The sequence below is a fragment of the Rhodococcus sp. Z13_19A genome (assembly GCF_058133575.1).
Map to the genome: position 1 here is coordinate 702509 of NZ_JBYUNN010000002.1, position 23125 is coordinate 725633.

Annotated in this window: 21 protein-coding genes and 1 riboswitch; of the genes, 14 read left to right on the forward strand and 7 right to left on the reverse strand. The window is 73.0% G+C overall.

The features are described 5' to 3' along the window. Positions 1-54 precede the first annotated feature (54 nt). Together AC3YNX_RS10055 and AC3YNX_RS10060 are read left to right on the forward strand one after the other, a co-directional pair. On the forward strand, positions 55-2058 hold the full coding sequence (locus tag AC3YNX_RS10055) for an acetoacetate--CoA ligase (protein WP_489995374.1): 2004 nt from the start codon (positions 55-57) through the stop codon (positions 2056-2058). Positions 2059-2159: 101 nt separating this feature from the next. Then, the gene (locus AC3YNX_RS10060) at positions 2160-3068 is read left to right on the forward strand and encodes a hypothetical protein (RefSeq protein ID WP_127782454.1); all 909 of its coding nucleotides are present in this window, start codon (positions 2160-2162) and stop codon (positions 3066-3068) included. 116 nt (positions 3069-3184) lie between these two features. Here the strand turns inward: AC3YNX_RS10060 and qcrB are convergent, their stop codons facing one another. From qcrB to ctaE, 4 genes are all read right to left on the reverse strand, one after another. Further along, positions 3185-4816, reverse strand: a complete 1632-nt coding sequence (gene qcrB, locus AC3YNX_RS10065; RefSeq protein WP_127782455.1) for a cytochrome bc1 complex cytochrome b subunit — start codon at positions 4814-4816, stop codon at positions 3185-3187. Further along, positions 4813-5943, reverse strand: coding sequence for a cytochrome bc1 complex Rieske iron-sulfur subunit (qcrA, locus tag AC3YNX_RS10070; RefSeq protein ID WP_489983932.1), 1131 nt, complete (start codon positions 5941-5943; stop codon positions 4813-4815). The genes qcrB and qcrA overlap by 4 nt, the downstream gene beginning before the upstream one ends. Next, a complete protein-coding gene (qcrC, locus tag AC3YNX_RS10075; protein WP_127782457.1) occupies positions 5940-6776 on the reverse strand; it encodes a cytochrome bc1 complex diheme cytochrome c subunit in 837 nt (278 codons plus the stop codon). The genes qcrA and qcrC overlap by 4 nt, the downstream gene beginning before the upstream one ends. 84 nt (positions 6777-6860) lie before the next feature. Further along, the gene (ctaE, locus tag AC3YNX_RS10080; protein WP_127782458.1) at positions 6861-7478 is read right to left on the reverse strand and encodes an aa3-type cytochrome oxidase subunit III; all 618 of its coding nucleotides are present in this window, start codon (positions 7476-7478) and stop codon (positions 6861-6863) included. A gap of 119 nt (positions 7479-7597) precedes the next feature. On the opposite strand from ctaE, the gene AC3YNX_RS10085 reads away from it, so the two are divergent. From AC3YNX_RS10085 to trpD, 3 genes are read left to right on the forward strand one after another with little or no spacing between them, the layout of a single operon-like run. Continuing rightward, positions 7598-8053: a hypothetical protein gene (locus tag AC3YNX_RS10085; RefSeq protein WP_489995375.1), complete on the forward strand. Its 456-nt coding sequence runs from the start codon at positions 7598-7600 to the stop codon at positions 8051-8053. Between the two features lie 37 nt (positions 8054-8090). Next, a complete protein-coding gene (locus tag AC3YNX_RS10090; RefSeq protein WP_127782459.1) occupies positions 8091-8513 on the forward strand; it encodes a response regulator in 423 nt (140 codons plus the stop codon). Continuing rightward, a complete protein-coding gene (trpD, locus tag AC3YNX_RS10095) occupies positions 8510-9553 on the forward strand; it encodes an anthranilate phosphoribosyltransferase (protein WP_489983934.1) in 1044 nt (347 codons plus the stop codon). The genes AC3YNX_RS10090 and trpD overlap by 4 nt, the downstream gene beginning before the upstream one ends. Positions 9554-9567: 14 nt before the next feature. Here the strand turns inward: trpD and AC3YNX_RS10100 are convergent, their stop codons facing one another. Together AC3YNX_RS10100 and AC3YNX_RS10105 are read right to left on the reverse strand one after the other, a co-directional pair. After that, positions 9568-9846 carry an Lrp/AsnC family transcriptional regulator gene (locus AC3YNX_RS10100; protein WP_127782461.1) on the reverse strand — a complete coding sequence of 93 codons (279 nt, stop codon included), beginning with the start codon at positions 9844-9846 and terminating at the stop codon, positions 9568-9570. A gap of 50 nt (positions 9847-9896) precedes the next feature. Further along, a complete protein-coding gene (locus AC3YNX_RS10105) occupies positions 9897-11630 on the reverse strand; it encodes a DEDD exonuclease domain-containing protein (protein ID WP_489995376.1) in 1734 nt (577 codons plus the stop codon). An 84-nt stretch (positions 11631-11714) separates the two neighbouring features. Between AC3YNX_RS10105 and AC3YNX_RS10110 the strand changes: the two genes are divergently transcribed. The 6 genes from AC3YNX_RS10110 (at position 11715) to AC3YNX_RS10135 (ending at position 18849) form a co-directional block, all read left to right on the forward strand. Further along, on the forward strand, positions 11715-13034 hold the full coding sequence (locus tag AC3YNX_RS10110) for an NYN domain-containing protein (RefSeq protein WP_489995377.1): 1320 nt from the start codon (positions 11715-11717) through the stop codon (positions 13032-13034). 88 nt (positions 13035-13122) lie between these two features. Beyond that, positions 13123-13374: a hypothetical protein gene (locus AC3YNX_RS10115; RefSeq protein ID WP_127782463.1), complete on the forward strand. Its 252-nt coding sequence runs from the start codon at positions 13123-13125 to the stop codon at positions 13372-13374. Between the two features lie 52 nt (positions 13375-13426). After that, positions 13427-14800, forward strand: a complete 1374-nt coding sequence (locus AC3YNX_RS10120; protein ID WP_489995378.1) for a saccharopine dehydrogenase family protein — start codon at positions 13427-13429, stop codon at positions 14798-14800. A gap of 105 nt (positions 14801-14905) precedes the next feature. Next, a riboswitch (cyclic di-AMP (ydaO/yuaA leader) is annotated at positions 14906-15064 on the forward strand. 88 nt (positions 15065-15152) lie between these two features. Beyond that, complete coding sequence (locus AC3YNX_RS10125; protein WP_489995379.1) at positions 15153-16253, forward strand: NlpC/P60 family protein; 1101 nt, start codon at positions 15153-15155, stop codon at positions 16251-16253. A gap of 78 nt (positions 16254-16331) precedes the next feature. Further along, positions 16332-17708 carry a hypothetical protein gene (locus AC3YNX_RS10130; protein WP_489995380.1) on the forward strand — a complete coding sequence of 459 codons (1377 nt, stop codon included), beginning with the start codon at positions 16332-16334 and terminating at the stop codon, positions 17706-17708. Positions 17709-17718: 10 nt separating this feature from the next. Then, on the forward strand, positions 17719-18849 hold the full coding sequence (locus tag AC3YNX_RS10135; RefSeq protein WP_489995381.1) for a glycosyltransferase family 4 protein: 1131 nt from the start codon (positions 17719-17721) through the stop codon (positions 18847-18849). 123 nt (positions 18850-18972) lie between these two features. Here AC3YNX_RS10135 and AC3YNX_RS10140 read toward each other — a convergent pair whose 3' ends face one another. Next, positions 18973-20802: an AMP-dependent synthetase/ligase gene (locus tag AC3YNX_RS10140; RefSeq protein ID WP_127782467.1), complete on the reverse strand. Its 1830-nt coding sequence runs from the start codon at positions 20800-20802 to the stop codon at positions 18973-18975. A gap of 141 nt (positions 20803-20943) precedes the next feature. Here AC3YNX_RS10140 and AC3YNX_RS10145 point away from each other — a divergent pair, with 141 nt between their 5' ends. From AC3YNX_RS10145 to AC3YNX_RS10155, 3 genes are all read left to right on the forward strand, one after another. After that, positions 20944-21366, forward strand: a complete 423-nt coding sequence (locus AC3YNX_RS10145) for a polyketide cyclase / dehydrase and lipid transport (RefSeq protein WP_127782468.1) — start codon at positions 20944-20946, stop codon at positions 21364-21366. Positions 21367-21376: 10 nt separating this feature from the next. Next, positions 21377-21811 carry an SRPBCC family protein gene (locus AC3YNX_RS10150; RefSeq protein WP_127782469.1) on the forward strand — a complete coding sequence of 145 codons (435 nt, stop codon included), beginning with the start codon at positions 21377-21379 and terminating at the stop codon, positions 21809-21811. Positions 21812-21888: 77 nt separating this feature from the next. Beyond that, on the forward strand, positions 21889-23124 hold the full coding sequence (locus tag AC3YNX_RS10155; protein WP_489995382.1) for an ArsA family ATPase: 1236 nt from the start codon (positions 21889-21891) through the stop codon (positions 23122-23124). Position 23125: the final 1 nt, after the last annotated feature.

Below are 23125 nucleotides of genomic sequence, written 5' to 3' on the forward strand. Positions count from 1 at the left end.
AGGATTTGGTGGACTGGCAGGGCACACCGGTTCCGTCAGGAGAGCGAGCACGCGATGCAGCAGAGCACCGAGCCCATCTGGTCGCCCGGCCCGGAGGCCGAGCACAGCCAGCTCGCCGCGTTCGCCCGCAAGGCCGGTGACCTCGCCGGGCGCGATCTGTCCGACTACGCCGACCTGCTCGCCTGGTCCACCACCGAGCTGGAGCAGTTCTGGGAGCTGGTCTGGCAGCACTTCGACGTCCGCTCGGCCACCCCGTACACCCAGGTGCTCTCCGGCCGGGAGATGCCCGGCGCCGACTGGTTCACCGGCGCGACGCTGAGCTACGTCGAGCACGCGCTGCTCGGCCCGGCCGAGGCGCGGGCCGTGGTGGAGACCAACGAGGCCGGCGACTCGGTCACCACCACCCTCGGCCAGCTGCGCAGCGAGGTCGCCGCCGTGGCCGCGGCGCTGCGCGGGCTGGGGGTGCAGCAGGGCGACCGCGTCGTCGGCTACCTGCCCAACACCCGGGTCTCGCTGGTCGCCTTCCTGGCCACCGCCTCCCTCGGCGCCACCTGGTCGGCCTGCGGGCAGGACTACGGCCCCGCCGCCGCCACCGACCGCTTCGCCCAGCTGCGGCCCACCGTGCTCGTCGCCGCCGACGGCTACCGGTTCAGCGGCACCACCGTCGACCGCCGCGACGCCGCCGCCGAGCTGGCCGCCGGGCTGCCCACCCTGCGGGCGGTGGTGCACGTGGACCACGTCGGCGCCGGTGAGCCCGCCCCGCTGGCCGGGGGAGTGCGCACCCTGGCGTGGGCGCAGGCCCTGGCCACCACCGACGCCGAGGGCAACCCGCACCCGCTGGACGTCGTGGACGTCGCGTTCGACCACCCGCTGTGGGTGCTGTTCTCCTCCGGCACCACCGGCAAGCCCAAGGGCATCGTGCACAGCCACGGCGGGGTGCTGCTGGTGCACCTGGCGGCGCTGGGCCTGCAGCTCGACCTCGGGCCCGACGACACCTTCTTCTGGTACACCAACACCAACTGGATGATGTGGAACCTCACCGTTGCCGGCCTGCTGGTGGGCTCGGCGGTGGTGCTGCACGACGGCAGCCCCGTCTTCCCCAGCCCGGACACCCTCTGGCAGGTGGTGGAGCGGGAGGGCGTCACCGTGTTCGGGCTCAGCCCCGGCTACCTGCTGGCCTGCGAGAAGGCGGGCCTGGTGCCGGGCCGCCAGCACGACCTGTCGGCGCTGCGCACCATCGGCAGCACCGGCTCCACCCTGCACCTGTCGGCCTACGGCTACGTGCACGACGCGGTGTCCGAGCGGGTGCAGCTGGTGTCCACCAGCGGCGGCACCGACGTGGCCTGCGCCTTCGTCGGTGGCGCCCCCACGGTGCCGGTGCACGTGGGGGAGATCCCGGCCGCCGCGCTCGGGGTGGCGCTGGACGCCTACGGCCCGGAGGGGCAGTCGCTGCGCGGGGAGGTCGGTGAGCTGGTGGTGACCGAGCCGATGCCGTCCATGCCGGTGTTCTTCTGGGACGACGAGGACGGCTCGCGGTACCGGGCGGCGTACTTCGACACCTACCCGGGGGTGTGGCGCCACGGCGACTGGATCACCCTCACCGACCGCGGCAGCGTGGTGGTGCACGGTCGCTCGGACTCCACGCTCAACCGCAACGGGGTGCGGCTGGGCAGCGCGGACATCTACGAGGTGGTGGAGGCCTTCGAGGAGGTGGCCGAGGCACTGGTGATCGGGGCGGAGATGCCCGACGGCAGCTACTGGATGCCGATGTTCCTGGTGCTCGCCGAGGGCGCCACCCTGGACGACGACCTGCGCGCGCGCATCGTGGCCGCGCTGCGCCGGGACGCCTCGCCCCGGCACGTGCCCAGCGAGCTGATCCCGGTGGCCGCCATCCCGCACACCCGCACCGGCAAGAAGCTCGAGGTTCCGGTGAAGCGGGTGCTGCAGGGCGCCGACCCGGGGACGGCGTTGAGCCTTGGGGCAGTTGATGATCCGTCACTCATCGACCAGTTCGTGCGGCTGGGCGCCGAGCGCAGGGCCGCCACCGCCAACCCCTGATCCACCCGCCGCAGGGCGGTGACCTGCGGCTTCGTTCTGCACACCCCCGCAGACTGCCTATCCTTTGTGACTCACAACACATGTGTCACAAAGGGGCGGCTATGGGTGAAGGCGGAGCTTCCGGGGGACCGGGCGACGGCAAGGCGAACTTCGACCACATCTACGACGAGCCCGACCCGCGGGAGTACTTCCGGACCCTGGCGCGCTACGACTACGAGATCCCCCAGCAGGCCGAGCCGGTCTTCCGCCAGCTGCTCGCGGCCCGGGAGCAGGCCCCCGACGCCGACGACGTGCATCCGCCCTGGGTGCTCGACCTGTGCTGCTCCTACGGGATCAACGCCGCGCTGCTGTGCTGCGAGGTGACGCTGGCCGAGCTCTTCGCCCGCTACACCGGCGCCGAGCTCGCCGACGTGTCCACCGACGAGCTGGCCGAGGCCGACACCGCGTTCTACGCCGAGCGGCGTCGGGCGGCGGCCCCGCGGGTGGGTGGGCTGGACCTTGCCGGCAACGCGGTGGCCTACGCCCGGCGAGTGGGGCTGCTCGACGACGGCTGGTCGGAGAACCTGGAGGAGCAGCTGCCCTCGCCGGAGCTCAACGACCACCTGGGGCAGGTGAGCCTGGTGACGGCCACCGGGGGAGTCGGCTACATCACCGCCCGCACCTTCGACAGCGTGGTGCAGCCGCGACCGGACGGCCAGCTGCCGTGGGTGGCGGCCTTCGTGCTGCGGACCTACTCCTACGCGGGGGTGGCGGAGCTGCTGTCCCAGCGCGGGCTGGTCACCGAGGTGCTGGCCGGCTGTCCGTTCCCGCAGCGCCGGTTCGCCAGCGACGCCGAGCGAGAGGCCGCGCTGGGTGCCGTGGTCCGCAACGGGCACGACCCGGCGGGGCAGGAGGACGGCGGGAGGTACTACGCCGACCTGTACCTGTCCCGGCCGCCGGAGGACGCCGCTCGCCGCTCGGTGGAGGAGCTGCTGGCCGACGTGGTGGCGAGCAGGGGCGGCGACACCTAGCCGAACGTGTCACCCGCCCGCGTCGGGGGAGCGGGGCGACAGACAGCCAGCGACCCCGGACCGTGAAGCTCGTGGTCCGGGGCCGCTGGGCTGTCTCGTGCGGGTGGGGCGGGTGGTCAGTCCCTCGGGTCGAGAGGCTTGCCCGACAGTGCGCGGTGGTGCTCCTCGAGCCCCTCGCGCTCCGCCGCCTCCAGCGCCGCGGCCTCGTCGGCCGGGTCGGCGTAGAGGAAGCTGCCGCGGCCGGCCTCGCCGGCCGCACCCAGGGAGTTCATCTTCTTGGGCACGGTCGCGCCCTGGTACTCCAGCGGGATGGCGTGGCCGTGGGCGTCGACGCCACCCAGGGGCTGGTGCACCTCGACGAACTCACCGTGCGGCAGACGCTTGATCATGCCGGTCTCCACGCCGTGCTCCAGGACCTTGCGGTCGTCGCGCTGCAGGCCGATGCAGTAGCGGTAGGTCAGCCAGTACACGATCGGCGGAACCAGCAGGATGGCGATGCGACCGATCCAGGTCATGGCGTTGAGCGAGATGTCGAAGTGGAACGCGATGATGTCGTTGCCGCCGGACAGGGTGAGCACCACGTAGAACGCGATGGCCATGGCACCCAGGGAGGTGCGAATCGGGGCGTCCCGCGGTCGCTGCAGCAGGTTGTGCGGCGCGTCGTCCTTGGTCAGCTTGCGCTCGATGACGGGGTAGGCGAACAGCGCGCCGATCACCGCACCGCACAGCAGGGCCACGAACACCGGCTGCGACACCGTGTAGTTGCCCAGGTACAGCTCCCAGGCGGGCAGGATGCGTGCCGCGCCGTCGGTGAAGCCCATGTACCAGTCGGGCTGCGAGCCGGCGGAGACCTGTGAGGGGTCGTAGGGCCCGAGGGTCCAGATCGGGTTGATCTGGAAGAGCCCGCTCATCAGGATCAGCACACCCATGGTGACGCCGAAGAAGCCACCGGCCTTCAGCGCGAACAGCGGCATGATCCGCACGCCCACGACGTTCTTCTCGGTGCGGCCGGCCGCGGGGAACTGGGTGTGCTTCTGGTACCAGACCAGGGCCAGGTGGGCGGCGATGAGGGCCAGCAGGATGCCCGGGATGAGCAGCACGTGGGCGATGTAGAAGCGGTCGATGATGATGGTGCCGGGGAACTCGCCGGCAAAGACCAGCCAGTGCATCCAGGTGCCGATCACCGGGAGGGACAGGATGATCGCCGAGGCGATCCGCAGGCCCGTGCCGGAGAGCAGGTCGTCGGGCAGGGAGTAGCCGGCGAAGCCCTCCACGATGCCCAGCAGCAGGAGGATCCCGCCGATCGTCCAGTTGGCCTCGCGGGGCTTGCGGTACCCGCCGGTGAAGAACACGCGGAGCAGGTGGACCACCATGGACGCCACGAACAGCAGCGCGGCCCAGTGGTGCATCTGGCGCATGAACAGCCCGCCGCGCACCTCGAAGGAGATGTTCAGCGAGGTCTCGTACGCCCGGGACATCTCCACGCCACGCAGCGGCTCGTAGACACCGTCGTAGGTGACCTCGGCCATCGACGGGTCGAAGAACAGCGTCAGGTAGACGCCCGAGACCAGCAGGATGATGAAGCTGTACAGCGCCATCTCACCGAAGAGGAACGACCAGTGAGTGGGGAAGACCTTGTTGATCTGGCGCCGCATGCCGGCAGCCATGTGGTACCGGTCGTCCGACCAGGTGGCTGCGCCCTCACCGAGGGCGGCGAGCTTGCCCTTGGGGGCAGTGGTGGTTGTCATGACTTGCGCTCCCAGAAGGCCGGGCCGACCGCTTCGTTGAAGTTACCGTTCGCGACCAGGTAGCCCTCGCTGTTGACCGTGATGGGCAGCTGGGGCAGGGCGCGTGCCGCCGGGCCGAAGATCGGCTTCGCGTACTCCAGCACGTCGAACTGCGACTGGTGGCACGGGCACAGGATCAGGTTGTTCTGCTGCTCGTAGAGCGACGTCGGGCAACCGAGGTGGGTGCAGATCTTGGAGTAGGCGTAGTAGTCGCCGTAGTTGTAGGTCTCCTGGCCCTTGCGCTTGACCACCTTGGCGGCGTCCTCGGGACGCAGGCGGATGAGCATGACCGGGTTGTCGGAGCCGCGCAGTGCGTGCAGCAGCGCCTCCTCGTCACCCCGCTCGGACTCGCGGAAGGGGAACACCGTCTCCATGGAGCCGGCGTCGAGGTCGCCAGCGCGGACCAGCGAGACGTCCTCAGAGTGACCGGTGGAGCGGCGCAGGTAGATGGTCTCGCCGTCCTTGGGGGTCCAGCCCGAGGTCCACAGAGCGGCCTCGGAGCCACCCTTCCAGGGGTTCTTGACGAGCCCGCCCAGCGGCATGATCGCCATGATGCCCAGCGCGCCGGCGCCGAAGCCCAGGCTCCGCTTGATCAGGCTGCGACGGCCGATGCCGATGGTGTCCGTGGAGTCCTGCAGCAGGGCCACGGTGGTCTTCTTGTCCAGCTCGCTGGAGCCGCCCAGGTGCCGCTGCTGGATCGCGGTCTCGTCCGGGACGAACTTCTTGGCGTAGGCGATGACGCCGACACCGAGGGCGAGGATGGCGACGCCCATGGTGAGGCCGAGCATCGGGGTGTACAGGGTGTAGAGGGTGTTCTTGTCGCTGCCGGCCGGCGCGTACTCCCACGGCCAGAACAGGTAGACGGCGACGAACGCCAGCGCCGCGATGCCGGACAGGGCGAACCAGCTGGCGACGGACCGCTCGGCCCGCTTCTCCGCCTTGGTGCCCTTGACGGGCCAGCGGTCACGCCGGTGGGCGAGGACGACGTCGTCCTCGGCCAGCCCCAGCGTGACCAGCTCGTCGCGGCTCATGCCGGCGAGCTCTTCGTCCGTGGGCTGCGGCTTGCCCTGGTTGTCTCCGCCACTCATGCCCGTGCTCCGATCCACATCGCGGCACCCACGAGCGCCCCGATTCCGATGACCCAGATGGCCAGTCCCTCAGAGACCGGCCCGATGCCGCCGAGGCCGTAGCCGCCCGGTGCGGGCGTCTCGGTCGACGACTTGACGTAGGCGATGATGTCGGCCTTCTCCTCGGCAGAGAGCTGCCGGTCGGAGAACTTCGGCATGTTCTGCGGGCCGGAGACCATCGCGGTGTAGATCTGCTGCTCGTTGGCCGGGTCCAGCGCGGGGGCGTACTGCCCGGAGGACAGCGCCCCGCCGCGGCCGGTGAAGTTGTGGCACGAGGCGCAGTTGAGGCGGAAGAGCTCGCCGCCGCGGGCGACGTCCTCGCCGCGCAGCGACTCCTGCGCGATGCTGCCGTCGGCGTTGCGCACGACCTCCGGGCCGCCACCGTTCTCCTGGATGTAGGCGGAGAGCTGGTCGATCTGCGCGGTGTCGTACTTGGCGGGCTTGCGAGCGGCCTGCGCCTCGGAGCGGACTGCCGGCATGCGGCCGGTGGAGACCTGGAAGTACACGGCCGCCTCGCCCACGCCGATCAGGCTGGGGCCGCGGTCCTGCACACCCTGCAGGTTCGCGCCGTGGCAGGTGATGCACGCGTTGTCGTAGAGCTGCTTGCCCTCACGAGCCTGCGCCGTCTGGTCCTGGGCGACCGCCACCTGCGGGGTGGGGGTGACCACCGAGGCGATGACACCGGCACCGACGAGGGCCAGCATCAGCACCACCAGTCCGGTGGCGCGGCGACGCAGCTTGCTGCGGCTCTTGCGTTGTATTCGCGAGCTGGTCGCGGTCGGTGAGGAGCTCATCGGGATCCCTTGTGATCGGGGACGGCTGGGGTCGCGGTCATCGGGCAGGACACGAGCGGTGCGGTGCGGAGAGCGGCCACGGGCTCAGCGCACGATGTAGATCGTGGCGAACAGGCCGATCCACACGATGTCGACGAAGTGCCAGTAGTAGGACACGACGATGGCCGCGGTGGCCTGAGCTGGCGTGAACTTGCTCATCCGGGTGCGCATCATCAGGAACACGAAGGCGACCAGTCCGCCGATCACGTGCAGGCCGTGGAAGCCGGTGGTGAGGTAGAAGACCGAGCCGTAGGAGCTGCTGGAGATCGACGTGCCGTGGTGCACCAGGTTCTTGAACTCGTTGGCCTGGCCCAGCACGAAGATGAGGCCCAGCACCAGCGTCACCATGTACCAGCGGCGCAGGCCGAACACGTCACCGCGCTCGGCGGCGAACACGCCCATCTGGCAGGTGAAGGAGGAAGCCACCAGGATGACCGTGAACACCAGGGCGTACGGAAGCTCTAGCTCCGTAGGCTCCGGCGGCCAACCCATGGCCGGGTCTGCCTGCGCACGTGCTGTGAAGTACATGGCAAACAGGCCGGCAAAGAACATCAGTTCGCTGGACAGCCAGACCACCGTGCCGACGCTGACCATGTTGGGTCGGTTCAGCGAGTGCACGCGTTGGGTGATGGCGGTCCCGGAGGTCCCTACTGAGCTCGTCACGAGCAGCAGTATGCCGCCTCAGCGCGGCCGCGGCGTCATGGGGTCGGGTGGTGTCGCGACTCAGGCGTGTGGCCTGTCCCGCTCGCCCTGCACACGGGCGGCAGGGCAGGGTGGACGGCATGGGTGCCTCAGTGGGTGGACGGGTGCGTCGGTGGGCCGCGGCGGTGGGCCTTGGCCGGGGCGCCACGCAGCGCCAGGAGCTTGATCCGGACCGAGCCGACCTGCTGGTGGTGGCGCGCGGCTTCGACGAGGTGCAGGCCTGCTCCACGGCTCTGGCGGAGTCGCCGCAGTGGCGAGAAGAGGAGCCCGCCGTGCTGCGCCACCACCTGCGGGTGCCCGCCGCGGCGGTGGCCGAGGCGGTGTCGATCGCCGCGCAGGACGGCTACGCGCCCGCGGCTGAGGTGACCGGTGAGCCGGGCGTGCTGGTGCTGCAGCGGGTGCAGCTGCTGGACGCCCTGCACTGCTCGCAGGAGCGCTCCCGGATGGTCGGGCTGGCCCAGCGCCTCGGCGGCGACGTGCTGGGCTGGGACGCGCTGCAAGCGCCCGCACAACCGTTGGGCGCCGTCGGCCGATAACATGCCTGGCACCCGTCCACCAGGAGGATTTGTGCCGATGAGCAGCCACGCGGACGCCCCCAGCCGCACCGTCCTGGTGTTCAGCCACCGCCCCCCGGTGCGCGAGGCGATCATCAGCGCGGTGGGCCGTCGTCCCGCCGCTGACCTGGGCCGGATCAGCTACGTCGAGGCGGGCACCATCGCCGAGGTCCTCCAGCACCTGGATGCGGGCACGGTGGACCTGGCGGTGCTCGACGGCGAGGCACAGCCCACCGGGGGCATCGGCCTGTGCCGCCAGCTCAAGCACGAGATCACCCACTGCCCGCCGGTGGTGGTGGCCGTGCGTCGTCAGGACGACCGCTGGCTGGCCACCTGGTCGCAGGCCGACGCCGTGCTGGTGCACCCGCTGGACCCGCTGACCGCTGCCGAGACCGTGGCCGAGGTGCTGCGCAGCTCCGGGCTGGCGGTCGTGCGCGGATGACCGACATCACCTGGCCGAGCCTGCTCGGTCGTGTCGTGGACGGCTGCGACCTGACGCCCGCCGACACCGCCTGGGCGATGGACGAGATCATGACCGGCGCCGCCACTCCCGCGCAGATCGCCGCCCTCGGCGTGGCCATGCGGGCCAAGGGGGAGACCGGGGCCGAGGTGTCCGGCATGGCCGACTCGATGCTGCGCCACGCCAAGCTGGTGGAGGTGGACCGCGACGCGGTGGACGTCGTGGGCACCGGTGGCGACCGCTCCAACACGGTGAACATCTCCACCATGGCCGCGCTGGTGGTGGCCGGCGCCGGCGTGGCGGTGGTCAAGCACGGCAACCGCGCCGCGTCGTCCAAGAGCGGCACCGCCGACGTCCTGGAGGCGCTCGGGGTGGCCATCGGGCTGGGGCCCACCGGCGTGAGCACCACGGTCAAGGAGCTGGGCATCGGCTTCTGCTTCGCGCCGGTCTACCACCCGGCGCTGCGCCACGCCGCCGGCCCGCGCCGCGAGATCGGCATCCCCACCGCGTTCAACGTGCTGGGCCCCCTGACCAACCCGGGCCGGCCCCGGGCCGGGCTGATCGGCTGCGCCTACGAGCACATGACCGGGCCGCTGGCCGACGTCTTCGCCAAGCGGGGCTCCTCGGTGCTGGTGGCCCGCGGCGACGACGGGCTGGACGAGCTGACCACCACCACCACGTCCACGGTGTGGGTGGTGCACGAGGGCTCGGTGACCAAGGAGGCGTTCGACCCCCACGACCTCGGACTGGCGCGGGTGCCGGTGGAGGCGCTGCGCGGCGGCGACGCCGCCGAGAACGCCGCGGTGGCCCGCGCGGTGCTGAAGGGCGAGACCGGCCCCGTGCGGGACGCGGTGCTGCTCAACGCCGCCGGTGCGCTGGCGGCGCACGCCGGGGTGCCGGTGGGTGGGCTGACCGAGGCGGTGGCAGCCCAGCTTCCGCGGGCGGCGGAGTCGATCGACAGCGGTGCCGCGGCGACCCTGCTGCGCCGGTGGGCGGTGCTGTCCACCCAGCTGGCCGGCTGAGGGCGGGCCAGCGGCTAGCTCGCGCCGATCTCGAAGCCGGAGTCGGCGTCCAGGCTGGAGTAGGAGCGGAAGGCGATGTGGGTGCCGGTGCGCTGCACGCCCGGCACCTTGCTGATGTGCTCGGTGACGATCTCGGCGATCTGCTCGTGCTCCCGCACCCGCAGCAGCGCGATGAGGTCCACGTCGCCGGCGCACGAGTAGACCTCGGTGACGCCGGGGATGTCGGCGATCTGCTGGGCCACCTCCGGGATGCGGTCAGCTGCGGTGTGCACGAGAACGATGGCTGTGAGCACAGATCCTCCTGGGTAGGGCCGTGCCCGGAGTTTAGGGGCCGGTGCCCCGCTCACCAGTGCTGGGCCTGCAGCGGCTCCCGCGCCGCGGTCCGGGCCCGCACCGCCCACTCCGTCCAGCGTCCGGCACCCCAGGCGGGCTCGGCGTAGGGAGTGCTGGCGCGCACCAGGCGCACCCCGGGCTGCTCCAGCCACCGGGCCACCAGCCCCACCTCCTCGGCGGGGGCGCCGCGCAGCGGTCCGGGTCCGGGCAGCACCGTCTCGGCCGAGGCCACCAGGACGTCCACCACCGGTACCGGGTGCACTCCGCGCGGGGCGGTGCCCGCCGAGGCCAGCCGGCCGCAGCGCACCACCACCAGCTCCCAGCCGCCGCTGCCGTCCGGCCGCGCGGCCACCAGCTCGTCCACCGCGGCCAGGGCGGCCAGCCGCTGGGCCCGCCGGGTGGCGGCGATGAGCGCGGCGGCCTCGTCGCGGCGCTGGGCCGCGGACTCGAACCGGCACTGCGTGGACAGCTCCTCCACCCCGGCCACCAGCGTGAGCAGCACCCGGGTGTCGCGACCGGCCACCGCCTCGGCGACCAGCCGCGGCCCGCGGGCGTAGTCGGTGGCCGACTGCAGCCCCGCGCAGGGCGCCGCGCAGCGGTTCATCTCGTGCAGCGCGCACGGGGTGGCGCTGGGGGAGCGCAGCGGGATGCGCTGCGAGCAGGGCCGCACCGCGCTGGCGTCGGCCAGCACCTGGGCGGCCTCCACCGCGGCCGAGCGGCGGGAGAACGGCCCCAGGGCCCCGTCCCGCGGGGTGCGCACCACCGACAGCCGCGGGAAGGCCTCGTCGGTGAGCGTCACCCACCACGCCTTGTGCGGGAACTTGGAGCGCCGGTTGTAGGGCGGGGCGTGGTGGGCCAGCAGCCGCAGCTCGCGCACCCCGGCCTCCAGCGCGTGCGCGCAGCTCACCGAGTCCACCCGGGTGGCCAGTGCCACCATCTCCTTGATCCGGGTGCGGGTCTCCGAGCCGGTGAAGTAGCTGCGCACCCGGCGCCGCAGGTCGGTGGCGGTGCCCACGTAGAGCACCTCCTCGCCCGGCCCGCGGAAGAGGTAGACCCCCGGCTCGCTGGGCAGGTGCTCGGCCAGGCTGCGCTTGCGCCGCTGGGTCGGCGTGACCGCGGGCAGGAAGGTGACCAGCTCCTCGTAGCTGTGCACCCCCAGGTTGCCCACCCGCTCGAACAACCGGTGCATCACCTCCACGGTGGCACGGGCGTCGTCGAGGGCGCGGTGGGTGGGCAGCGTCTCGGTGCCGAACAGCGCCGACAGCGCGGACAGCCGCACCGAGGGGGCCTCGTCGCGGGTGAGCACCCGGCGGGCCAGCTTCACCGTGCACAGCACCCGCGGGCCGGGCCAGGGCAGCCCCAGCCGCTCGCAGGCCGCCTTGAGGAAGCCCGTGTCGAAGGGGGCGTTGTGGGCCACCAGCACCGCGCCGGCGGCGAACTCCAGGAACGCGGGCAGCACGGCGGCGATGGTCGGGGCGTCGTGCACCATCGCCGAGGTGATGCCGGTGATCTGGCTGATCTGCGGGGGGATGCCGCGCTCGGGGTCGACCAGGGTGGCCAGCTCGCCGACCACCTCACCGCCGCGCACCTTCACCGCGCCGATCTCGGTGATCGCGTCCACGCCGGCCTTGCCGCCGGTGGTCTCCAGGTCCACCACCACGAAGGTGACCTCGCTCAGCGGGGTGCCCAGCTCGTCGAACGTCAGCTGCCGCTGGTTCGGCTGCACCAGCTGTGGAGAGCTCATGGGCGCGCACGCTAGGTCAGGCGACCGACACTTCCTGTGCCGGCGCCGCGACCTGCGGCGTTGCCCGGTGAATAGCATTGAGCGGTGACCGAAACCCTGCGCGACGCCGGGCCGGAGGAGCTGCCCGCCGCGGTGCTCGACCGGCTGGCCGACCTGGTCGACGCGGCGCTGCCCGCCATGCGCCCCGCCGACGTGCCCGCCGAGCTGCGACCGCTGCTGCGGTTCACCCCGGCCAAGCGCCGACGCCTGGGCTCGCGGCAGATGGTCGTGGCGGTGCGGACCCAGCCCCGCTTCCGGGCGGCGGTGGTGGAGCAGCTGCGGGGCAGCACCGTCCACCAGCTGGACACCGCCTCCGCCGACCGGGTGGCCGCCGCCGCCAGCAGCTTGCTGCTGGGCGAGCCGGTGGCGGCCGAGCTGGTGGCGGAGGCGGGCGAGATCGACGAGCTGCGGGCGCTGCGGGCGGAGGTGGCAGTGCTGCGCGGGCGGCTGCTGAAGGCGGAGCGCACCCACGAGCGCCTGGCGGCCGAGCTGGCCCAGGCACGGGAGGCGACCGCCGCCGCACCCGCCCCCGCGCTGGAGGAGGAGGTGACCCGGCTGCGCGCGCGGCTGCGCCAGCAGGGCCAGCGCCTGCGGGAGGCCCTGGACGCCGCCGCGGTCGCCTCGACCACCCAGCAGGGCCGCGCCCAGGACGTGGCGGCCGAGCTGGAGCAGGTGCGCGCGGACTGGGCCCGCGACCAGGCGCGGCTGGCGGCCGAGCAGGCCAGGGCCGAGCGGGCCGAGCGCGAGCGCGACCAGGCGCGGCTGGCGGCGGGGGAGGCCCGCAACGCCGACGACGTGCGGCTGCGGCTGCTGCTGGACACCCTCACCGGGGTGGGCAAGGGCCTGCGCTCCGAGCTGGGCATCTACCCGCAGACCACCGCCCGCGGCGTGCTGCCGGCCGACCAGGTGGCCGCCGCCCTCGCTCGGCCGCGCACCCCCGGCCGGGTGCTGCCCGACGAGCGCGCGCTGGACCGGGCGCTGCGGCTGCCGGAGGTGCACCTGCTGGTGGACGGCTACAACGTGAGCAAGACCGGGTACCCGCAGCTGACGCTGATCGCCCAGCGCGACCGGCTGGTGCGCTCGCTGGCGCTGCTGGCCGCCCAGACCCGGGCGGAGGTCACCGTGGTGTTCGACGGCGCGGCGGTGGTCTCCGGCGGCGGGCACGTGTGGGCGCGCGGGGTGCGGGTGGTCTTCAGCGCCGACGGCGTGATCGCCGACGACGTCATCCGCGAGCTCACCGCCGCCGAGCCGGAGGGCCGGCCGGTGGTGGTGGCCAGCTCCGACCGGGAGGTGGCCGAGTCGGTGCGGGCGATGGGCGCGCACAGCGTCGCCTCGGACGTGCTCCTGGAGCGGCTGGCCCGCTGAGCACGGGTTCTTGTCGGTGCCCGCCCCTAGCGTCCGCGCCGAGGCCGGTCAGGAGCCACCCGACCGCTCGGCGAGATGGAGCAGGACCATGGTGATCGACTGCGACACGTGTGCGGTGCGCGACCTCGCGTGCGGAGACTGCGTGATCTCCGTGCTGCTGGGCCACCCCGGGCTCCCCGCGCCGGCCACGGCCACCACCGGGCTGCCCGCTCGCAGCGCGGTGGAGATCGGGGCCGAGGAGCAGCGGGCCATGGAGGTGCTGGCCGAGGCCGGCATGGTGCCCCGCCTGCGGCTGGTGCCCCAGGACCCGCCGCCGGCGCCGGACCGCCGCGCGGGCTGAGCCGCCTCGTGGGGGCAGCGGCGGCTCGCCCTGTCCCCCTAGGGTGGTCGGCATGGCAGACACCGAGCACGAGCCCCTCGAGCCCACTGAGCCGTCCGAGCCCACGGAGCCCGTGGTGGAGGTGACGAAGCCCGCCGCACCCACCGAGCCGGCCGCACCCACCGAGCCCGCCGCGCCGGAAGCCCCGGTGCAGCCCGCCGGGGACCGGGAGCTCGACGTCGTCCTGTTCGGAGCCACCGGCTTCGTCGGCAAGCTCGTGGCCCGCTACCTGGCCGAGCACGCCCCGGCGGACCTGCGCGTGGGCCTGGCCGGTCGCTCCCTGCAGCGGCTGGAGTCGGCTCGCGCGGGGCTGGGCCCGGCCGCGCAGAGCTGGCCGCTGGTGGTGGCCGACGCGGCCGACGCCGACGCGGTGGGCCGGGTGGCCCAGGCCGCCCGGGTGGTCGCCACCACGGTGGGGCCCTACGCCAAGTACGGCCTGCCCCTGGTGCGCGCCTGCGCCGCCGCGGGCACCGACTACGTCGACCTCACCGGCGAGGTGCTCTTCGTCCGCGACAGCATGGCCGCCGCCCACGACGTGGCGGCGCGCACCGGTGCCCGCATCGTGCACTCCTGCGGTTTCGACTCCATCCCCTCCGACCTCGGGGTGCTGAGCCTGCACGAGCAGGTCCGCGCGGACGGCGCCGGCGAGCTCACCGACACCACGCTGGTGGTGAAGGCGGCCCGCGGCGGGTTCAGCGGCGGCACCATCGACTCGCTGCGCAACCAGGTGGACGTGGTGCGCACCGACCCGTCCCTGGCCGAGCACGTGGCCGACCCCTACGCGATGAGCCCCGACCGCGCCGCCGAGCCGCAGCTGGGCGAGGAGGCCGACCAGGCCTTCGTGCGGCGCGACTCCGAGCTGGGCGGCTGGACGGCCCCGTTCGTCATGGCGCAGTACAACACCCGGATCGTGCGGCGCAGCAACGCGCTGCAGGGCTGGGCCTACGGCCGCACGCTCCGCTACCGCGAGGTGATCGGCTGCGGCGACTCAGTCGTCTCACCCGGTGCTGCGCTGGCCATCGCCGGCGGCACCTGGGGTGCTGCGGCCGGGCTCATGTTCGGCCCCGCCCGCTGGGTGCTCGACCGGGTGCTGCCCAGCCCCGGCAGCGGCCCGTCCGAGCGAGCGCAGCGCAACGGCTACTTCCGGATGGAGGTGCACACCCGCACCACCACCGGTCGACGGTACGTGTGCACCGTCGCCGCGCAGGGTGATCCCGGTTACGCCGCGACCGCGATGATGATGGGGGAGAGCGCGCTGTGCCTGGCCCTGGACCGCGCGCAGCTGCCTGCAGCGGCGGGCGTGCTCACCCCGGCCAGCGCCATGGGGACCGCCCTGCTCGACAGGTTGCGCCGCGCCGGCATGACCTTCGACGTGGCGAGCCGCTGAGCGACGCCACCCACGTCTCGAAACGGTCACAGTAGACACGGGGGATGTCCATTCCGTAACCTGGCCGAGACCTTCCAGGGGTTAGCGGTCTCAAGAGGACTGCACTGGGGGTCACCGCCGAGTCGACCCGTCGGGGAGTCGAGCCGGGAACCCAGTTCTCCGGGGTGAATCAGCTCGCCGCCGTCACGGGCGACCGCGCTGTAGGGCTGTTTGTGTCCAGTCCGAACCCGTCAGCTAACTCGGTAGGCGGTTAACGGATACAAGGAGACTTCGCCCTGTGGCGTCCCTAGCTCGAGCTCGTACGGCCCGCACACGCACTGTTCGTGGCGTCCTCGCCGCCGGAATGGCCGCGGTGGCCATCGCCACGATGTCGGCCACCCCGGCCAGCGCCGACCCGGTGCTCCCCGACAACGCGACCCAGGCTGAGCAGGAGCTCGCCCGGCTGGGCCACGACGCCGAGGTGGTCAACGAGCAGCTCCTGGGCGCGCAGGTCGACCTGGACGCCAAGCAGGCGCAGCGGGTCGACGCCGAGGCCCGGCTGGGTTCCGCGCAGGAGAGCCTCCGGGTGGCGCAGTCGGAGCAGGAGCAGTTCCGCGGCACCGTGGACGCCCTGACCTCCGCCTCCTACCAGGGCGCACGCCTGAACAAGCTGTCCGCGCTGATGATCAGCGAGTCGCCCCAGGACCTGCTCGACCAGATGTCGGGCCTGGACGTGCTGGCCGCGGACACCAACGACCGGGTGCAGAAGTTCTCCGCCGCCTCCGCCCAGGCCGCCACCGCCGCCACCGACGCGCGCTCGGCTGACGCCGCCGCCAAGGCCGCCGCCGACGCCGCCGCCCTGGTGCAGGCGGACCTGCGCAAGAAGCAGGACGAGCTGAGCACCCGGTCCACCGCGGTCCGCGCCAAGCTGGCCTCGCTCACCGAGGCCGAGCGGGTGCGCTACGCCGGTGCCATCGTCCCGGCGGGCTTCGTCTCCCCGGTTCCCACCACCCCCGTCACGCCGCCCGCGGAGGCTGCCAGCCAGCCCGCGGCTCCCGCTGCGGCCGTTCGCGGCGGGGCCGTCGCCCCGGCCGCTCCCGCGGTCGCCAGCACCCGGTCCGCCGGCTCGGGTCGTGGCGCCACCGCCCTGCAGGCGGCGATGAGCAAGCTCGGCTCGCCCTACGTCTACGGCGCCACCGGCCCCGGCTCCTTCGACTGCTCCGGGCTGACCCAGTGGGCCTTCCGCCAGGCCGGCACCGCCATCCCGCGCACCGCCGCAGCACAGGCCGGCGGCGGCACCCCGGTCTCCCGCGACCAGCTGCAGCCCGGCGACCTGGTGTTCTTCTACAGCCCGGTCTCGCACGTGGGCATCTACGCCGGCGGCGGCAACATGGTGCACGCCCCCACCGAGGGCCAGCCCGTCAAGGTCGCGCCGATGGGAAACATGCCCTACACCGGTGCTCGCCGCTACTGATCACTCCGCTGCACTGATCCGCGCGGGCCACCGGAACGGACACCCCGCCACGACGACGGGGTGTCCTAGGCTGGACCGATGAGCAGTCGTGCGCTGCCGCGCGTCCTGCTGGCGGCGCTCGTGCTCGTCCTGGTGATCACCGCGGCCGTGGTGGCGCTGCGGTCGGACACCCCAACGTCGCGGGACGCGGGAGTGTCCGGGCCCAGCACCACCGGTGCCCCACCGCTGACCGCCACCGCCTCGCAGAACGCAGTGCCGCCCGCGGCGAGCCAGGCCGCGCGCAAGAAGGCGGTGCAACAGCTGCTCGACCAGTGGGCCGTCGCCGTGCGCAGCAACGACTCCGCGCTGCTGGCCACCCTGTTCGACACGGGTGCCGACGTCGGCTTCCCCGCCGCCGAGGCCCGCAGGGCCGCCAACCTCGCCCAGGTGCCGCTGGCCGACTGGGGCTACGACATCACCGAGGAGGCGGTGCCCACCGTCGACCCCGCAGTGACCGCGCGGCTGGGCGCCGACGAGGTCTGGTCGCCACCGGTGGTGCTGCGCTACGCCATCGCCGGGGCGGACGCCGCCAGCACCACCCGCCCGGTGGGCGTGGTGCTGGCCCGCCGCGGGGACGTGTGGCGGCTGGTCAGCGACACCGCCGCCGACCGCTACGGCCGCAGCACCTGGCGCGGGCTGTGGGACTTCGGCCCGGTGATCGCCCGGGTGGTGCCCCAGGGAGTGGTGCTCGGCCACCCCAGCCGCGCCGCCGACCTCGACCTGCTGGCCAAGGAGCTCGGCCCGGCCGTCGCCGCGGTCACCGACTTCTGGGGGCCGGGCTGGCAGCAGCGCGCCGCGGTCTTCCTGCCAGACCACCAGGACGAGCTGCGCGCGCTGGTGGGCCCGGACTTCGCCGAGGGGGAGATTGCCGCAGTCTCTATCGCGGACAACATCGACCGCTCCGCGGGCACCGTCCGTGGCCAGCGAGTGGTGTTCAACCCGGCCACGCTGAGCCGGCTCACCCCGCTGTCGCGCCGGGTGGTGCTGCGCCACGAGCTCACCCACGTGGCCGCGCGGGCCGCCACCAGCGCCCAGGCCCCGGTGTGGCTGGCCGAGGGCTTCGCCGACTACGTCGGCTACCGGGCCAGTGGGGTCTCGCTGTCCGACGGCGCACCCGCCGTGGCCGCGGTGGTGCGCTCGGCGGGCCCACCGGACAGCCTGCCCGTGGACACCCAGTTCGCCACCACCACCAGCGGCGCCAAGGTGGAGCTGGCCTACCAGCTGTCGTGGTCGTTCGCGGTGTTCCTGGCCGCCACCCGGGGCGAGGACGCGCTGCGCGGGGTGTACCTGGCCGTGGCTGCACTACCCGCTCCCTCCACCGCGGAGATCGACGCCGCGGTGCAGCCGGTGCTCGGCGTCTCGCTCGGCGCCCTGCTGGTCGAGTGGGGCCGCTGGCTGCAGCAGGCGCTGGACTAGCCTGCTCAGGATGCGCCGGACACTCGTGGTGACCAACGACTTTCCCCCACGACCGGGCGGCATCCAGTCCTACCTGCACACCTTCGCCCAGCACCTGCCCGCCGACGAGCTGGTGGTCTACGCCCCGTCCTGGCGGAGCGACTCGCACGTGCGCTTCGACGCCGCGCAGCCCTTCGAGGTGGTGCGCCACCCCGGGACGCTGATGCTGCCCACCCCCGACGTGCTGGCTCGGGCTCGCCGGCTGCTGGTGGACCGGCAGTGCTCGGCGGTGTGGTTCGGCGCGGCGGCCCCGCTGGCGCTGCTCGGTCCGGCGCTGCGCTCGGCCGGCGCCGAGCGGGTGCTGGCCAGCACGCACGGCCACGAGGTGGGCTGGTCGATGCTGCCCGCTGCCCGCAGCGCCCTGCGCCGCATCGGCGACAGCGCCGACGTCGTCACCTACGTCAGCCGCTACACCCGCGGGCGCTTCGCCTCGGCGTTCGGTCCCCGCGCCGCGCTGGAGCACCTGCCCTCCGGCGTGGACACCACCGTGTTCCAGCCCGACCCGGCCGCGCGCGCCGAGCTGCGCGCCCGCTACGGGCTGGGGGAGCGGCCGGTGGTGGTGTGCGTGTCCCGGATGGTGCCGCGCAAGGGGCAGGACATGCTGATCCGCGCGCTGCCCCAGATCCAGCGGCAGGTGCCCGGCGCCGCCCTGGTGCTGGTGGGCGGCGGGCCCTACTCCGACACCCTGCACAAGCTGGCCGCCTCCACCGGGGTGGCCCAGGACGTGGTGTTCACCGGGGGAGTGCCCGCCGACGAGCTGGCCGCCCACCACACCTTCGGCGACGTCTTCGCCATGCCCTGCCGCACCCGCGGCGCGGGGCTGGACGTGGAGGGGCTGGGCATCGTGTACCTGGAGGCCTCCGCCTCGGGGCTGCCGGTGGTGGCCGGACGCTCCGGCGGCGCCCCGGAGACGGTGCTGGACGGACAGACCGGGCGGGTGGTGGACGGGCGCGACGTGGACGAGCTGGCCCGCGCCGTCGGCGGACTGCTGGCCGACCCCGACCTCGCCGCGCGGATGGGGGCGGCCGGGCGCACCTGGGCGGCGGAGCACTGGCGCTGGGACCGGCTGTCCCAGCGGCTGCGCACCCTCATCGACGGCTGAGCCCACCGCGCCAGGGCAACAGCGGCCCCGGGACAGGCACAGCACAGCGCCCCCGCGATGTCGGTCGCGGGGGCGCTGTGCTGGCGGCGGGGCGGCCTGGGCTGTCGGCCAGACCGCGGCGAGCTACGTGGTGTAGATGCTCTCGATGTCGGTGGCGAAGGACTTGGCCACCACGTTGCGCTTGAGCTTGAGCGTGGGGGTCAGCTCACCGGTGTCCTCGGTGAAGTCCACCGGCAGGATGCGGAACTTCTTGATGGCCTCGGCGTGGGAGACCGCCTTGTTGGCGTTGGTCACCGCGCCCTCGATGTCGGCCAGCAGCTGCACGTCCTCCACCAGGCTGGCGACGTCGGTGTCCGCGGGCTTGCCGTGGGCCTTGAGCCAGTCGGGGAACGCCTCGGGGTCGATGGTGATGAGCGCACCGATGAACGGCTTCTGGTCGCCGACCACCATGCACTGACTGATCAGCGGGTGCTGGCGGAGCTTGTCCTCCAGCACGGCGGGCGCCACGTTCTTGCCGCCGGCGGTGACGATCAGCTCCTTCTTGCGGCCGGTGATCGTCAGGTAGCCGTCGGAGTCCAGCGAGCCGAGGTCGCCGGTGCGGAACCAGCCGTCGACGAAGGTGTCCTTGGTGGCCTGCTCGTTGTGCCAGTAGCCGGAGAACACCACGTCCCCGGTCGCCAGGATCTCCTCGTCCTCGGCCACCCGCACCGCGCAGCCGGGGATGGGGCGCCCGACGGTGCCCATCTTCTGGGCGCCGGGGCCGTTGGCGGTGAGGGCCGCAGTGGTCTCGGTGAGCCCGTAGCCCTCGTACACCGGCACGCCCACACCGCTGAAGAAGTGGCCCAGCCGGGCACCCAGCGGTGCGCCACCGACGATGGCGGCGTTGCAGCGCCCGCCGAGGGCGGCCTTGAGCTTGGCGTAGACCAGCTTGTCGAACACGGCGTGGCGGACCGTGAGGGCCAGGCTCGGGCCCCCGGTGTACTGGGCCTCGCTGTAGGCCACCGCGGTGGCGTCGGCGGCCTCGAAGATCTTGCCCTTGAGGCTGCCGCCGGAGTGCGCCTTCTGGCGGGCGGTGTTGTAGACCTTCTCGAACACGCGCGGCACCGAGAGGACGAAGTCGGGCTTGAACACGCCGAGGTCGTTGACCAGGTTCTTCACGTCGGCGGTGTGGCCGAGCACCACGCGCTTCTCGAAGCTGGCCACGGCGATGACCCGGGCGAAGACGTGAGCCAGCGGCAGGAACAGCAGGGTGCGCTGGCCGGGGTGCATCAGCTTGGCGAACACCGAGGTGGCCGAGTCGGACTCCGCGAGCAGGTTGCGGTGGGTGAGGATGCAGCCCTTGGGGCGGCCGGTGGTGCCGGAGGTGTAGATGAGGGTGGCCATGTCGTCGGCGACCACCTCCCGGCGGCGCGCGTGCAGCTCGTCGTCGGTGATGCCGGCGCCGGCCTGGGTGAGGGCCTCCACGGCGGCCGAGCCGGAGCCCTCCAGGACGTGGGCCTCGGTGCCCTCGATCTGCCAGGTGTGCGCGAGGTCGGGGCACTCGGCCTCGATGGTGTTGAGCATCGCGCGGTGCTTGGCGTTCTCGCAGACGATGCCCACGGCGGCGGAGTCGCTGAGGATCCACTGCACCTGGTCGGCGGAGGAGGTCTCGTAGATCGGCACCGTCACCGCGCCGGCGGTCCAGATGGCGAAGTCGATGAGCTCCCACTCGTAGCGGGTGGCCGAGAGCAGTCCCACCCGGTCGCCCTTCTGCACGCCCGAGGCCATCAGTCCCTTGGCCACCGCGGTCACCTGCACCGCGAACTCCGCCGCCGTGACGTCGGTCCACTCGCCACCGACCCGGCGCTGGAACATCACCGTGTCTGGATAGCTCTCAGCGTGGGAGAACACCATCGCGGCCACGCTGGCGCTGTCGTCGACGGAGTAGTTGGAAGGGACGCTGTACTCACGCACGAAGTGCCTCCGGTCAGGTGTGGAGCTGGGCTGCTCAGTCAGGCAAGTGCCTGTTACCTCTGGTCAACCTATCGTGTGGTCAACCTATCGTGTGCGTCTGGCGACTGGCTGGTTCTTGCGCCGGTGTGTGACGCTGTGTGCGTGAGTGCCCTCGACGTGGTGGACGAGACGTTCCTGGCCGTAGCCCCTGCTCAGGTGGCTGCGGCGCTGGCTCCGCGGCAGCGCTGGCGACGCTGGTGGCCCGAGCTGTCGCTGCACCTGCACGACGACCGCGGCCCGGCCGGGCTGCGCTGGCGGGTCAGCGGTGCCGTCGAGGGCAGCATGGAGGTGTGGCTGGAGCCGGTGCTGGACGGCACCGTGCTGCACTACTTCCTGCGGGCGGAGGTGCCCGACGCCGCGCCGGAGGAGATCTTCGCGGCCGCGCAGGCGCGCCGGCGGCGGGCCAAGGCACTGGCCTTCGAGCTCAAGGCCGAGCTGGAGGCGGGGCGAGCAGCAGGTGAGGCGCCCGCGGGCAGCGCCGGCCCGGCCCAGCCGAGCGGTCCCACGCTCGTGGTGAAGCGGTAGCCTCAGCGCCGTGGCCGACAAGACAACTCAGTCCATCGTCATCGACGCGCCACCGGCGCAGGTCATGGCCGTGATCGCCGACTTCGAGGCCTACCCCGAGTGGGCCCAGGCGGTGAAGGTCGTGGAGGTGCTCGAGCGTGGCGACGACGGCCGCGGCTCGCACGTCCGCTTCGAGCTGGACGCCGGCATGGTCAAGGACACCTACGAGCTGACCTACACCTGGGCGCCGGACGGCTGCGCGGTGAGCTGGAAGCTGGTCAAGGGTCAGATGCAGAAGGCGCAGGAGGGGTCCTACACCCTGCGCCCGCGCGGCGAGAGCACCGAGGTGACCTACTCGCTGGCGGTGGACCTCGCCATCCCGATGATCGGCATGTTCAAGCGCAAGGCGGAGAAGGTCATCACCGACACCGCTCTCAAGGAGCTCAAGAAGCGCGTAGAGGGCTGAACCGGCACCGGCCGGTAGGGTCGGGGCTTCTGCTGGGACCTGCGCCGGGTGCCACGTCGCCGGTTGGGGGGAGTCACGTGCGGATACTTCTGTTCACCGGCAAGGGCGGCGTGGGCAAGACGACCCTGGCCGCGGCGAGCGCGGTTCGCCTGGCCGAGTCCGGGCTGAAGGTCCTCGTCATCTCCAGCGATCCCGCGCACTCCCTGGCCGATGCGCTGGACGTGCCCCTGGGGTCCCAGCCCACCGAGGTGGACGGCGCCCTGGCGGGCATGCAGCTGGACGCGCACGCGCTGCTCGACCAGCAGTGGGTGACGCTGCGCGCCGAGCTGGGTGCCCTGGTGGGCGCGGCGCTGCCCGCCGACACCGGCATGGCGGGCCTGGAGCCGGAGGAGCTGAGCGTGCTGCCCGGCGTGGAGGAGCTGCTCGCGCTGGCCGAGGTGCGCCGCCAGGCCGACAGCGGGAGGTGGGACGTGGTGGTGCTCGACTGCGGGCCCACCGCCGAGACGCTACGGATGCTGGCCCTGCCCGAGGCGGTGAGCGGCTACCTGGAGCGGGTGTGGCCCCGCCACCGCCGGCTCACCTACGGCGCGTTCGGTGGTCGCGGTGGCGCGCGCGTGGCCCGGCTGGTGGACGCGGTGGAGCGCCTGGAGGAGTCCACCCGCGCGGTGCGCGCCCTGCTGGCCGACCCCGAGCGCACCACCGTCCGGCTGGTGCTCACGCCCGAGCGCGTGGTGCTGGCCGAGACCCGGCGCACTGTGACGTCGCTGGCGCTGCACGGCCTGCGGGTGGACCGCGTGCTGGCCAACCAGGTGCTGCCCGCACCGACGGCCGCTGCCGGCGCCGACGTCGCCGCCGATCCCGCCCTGCAGTGGCTGCGCACCCGCTGCGCCGAGCAGGCGGCGGTGCTCGCGGCGCTGGACGCCGAGCTGCCCGACGCCGGCGTGCAGGCGGTGCCCTGCCAGGCCCGCGAGCCGGTGGGCCTGCCCCAGCTGGCCGAGCTGGCGGCCGAGGTCTACCGCGACACCGACGTGCTCGCCCCCGCGGGTGCCACCGTGGCGGCGCCGCAGGTGCTCCGGGAGTCCGGCTCCGGGCTGGACTCGGTGTACCGCTGGGAGCTGCCGCTCCCACTGGTGCAGGCCTCCTCGGTGCAGCTCGGGCGCATCGACGACGACCTGCTGGTGACCGTGGCCGGGCAGCGCCGCCGGATGCCGCTGCCGCCGGTGCTGCGCCGCTGCGTGGCCGTGGCCGCCGACCTGACTCCCACCGGGCTGCTGGTCCGGTTCCGCCCCGACCCAGAGACGTGGATGCAGTGAC

Coding starts and splice junctions, on each gene's coding strand:
- AC3YNX_RS10085 (WP_489995375.1), top strand. CDS start 7,598: ATGGGTGCCTCAGTGGGTGGACGGGTGCGTCGGTGGGCCGCGGCGGTG.
- AC3YNX_RS10135 (WP_489995381.1), top strand. CDS start 17,719: ATGCGCCGGACACTCGTGGTGACCAACGACTTTCCCCCACGACCGGGC.
- qcrA (WP_489983932.1), bottom strand. CDS start 5,943: ATGAGTGGCGGAGACAACCAGGGCAAGCCGCAGCCCACGGACGAAGAG.
- qcrB (WP_127782455.1), bottom strand. CDS start 4,816: ATGACAACCACCACTGCCCCCAAGGGCAAGCTCGCCGCCCTCGGTGAG.
- AC3YNX_RS10130 (WP_489995380.1), top strand. CDS start 16,332: ATGAGCAGTCGTGCGCTGCCGCGCGTCCTGCTGGCGGCGCTCGTGCTC.
- trpD (WP_489983934.1), top strand. CDS start 8,510: ATGACCGACATCACCTGGCCGAGCCTGCTCGGTCGTGTCGTGGACGGC.
- AC3YNX_RS10105 (WP_489995376.1), bottom strand. CDS start 11,630: ATGAGCTCTCCACAGCTGGTGCAGCCGAACCAGCGGCAGCTGACGTTC.
- AC3YNX_RS10055 (WP_489995374.1), top strand. CDS start 55: ATGCAGCAGAGCACCGAGCCCATCTGGTCGCCCGGCCCGGAGGCCGAG.
- AC3YNX_RS10060 (WP_127782454.1), top strand. CDS start 2,160: ATGGGTGAAGGCGGAGCTTCCGGGGGACCGGGCGACGGCAAGGCGAAC.
- AC3YNX_RS10115 (WP_127782463.1), top strand. CDS start 13,123: ATGGTGATCGACTGCGACACGTGTGCGGTGCGCGACCTCGCGTGCGGA.
- AC3YNX_RS10120 (WP_489995378.1), top strand. CDS start 13,427: ATGGCAGACACCGAGCACGAGCCCCTCGAGCCCACTGAGCCGTCCGAG.
- AC3YNX_RS10090 (WP_127782459.1), top strand. CDS start 8,091: ATGAGCAGCCACGCGGACGCCCCCAGCCGCACCGTCCTGGTGTTCAGC.
- qcrC (WP_127782457.1), bottom strand. CDS start 6,776: ATGAGCTCCTCACCGACCGCGACCAGCTCGCGAATACAACGCAAGAGC.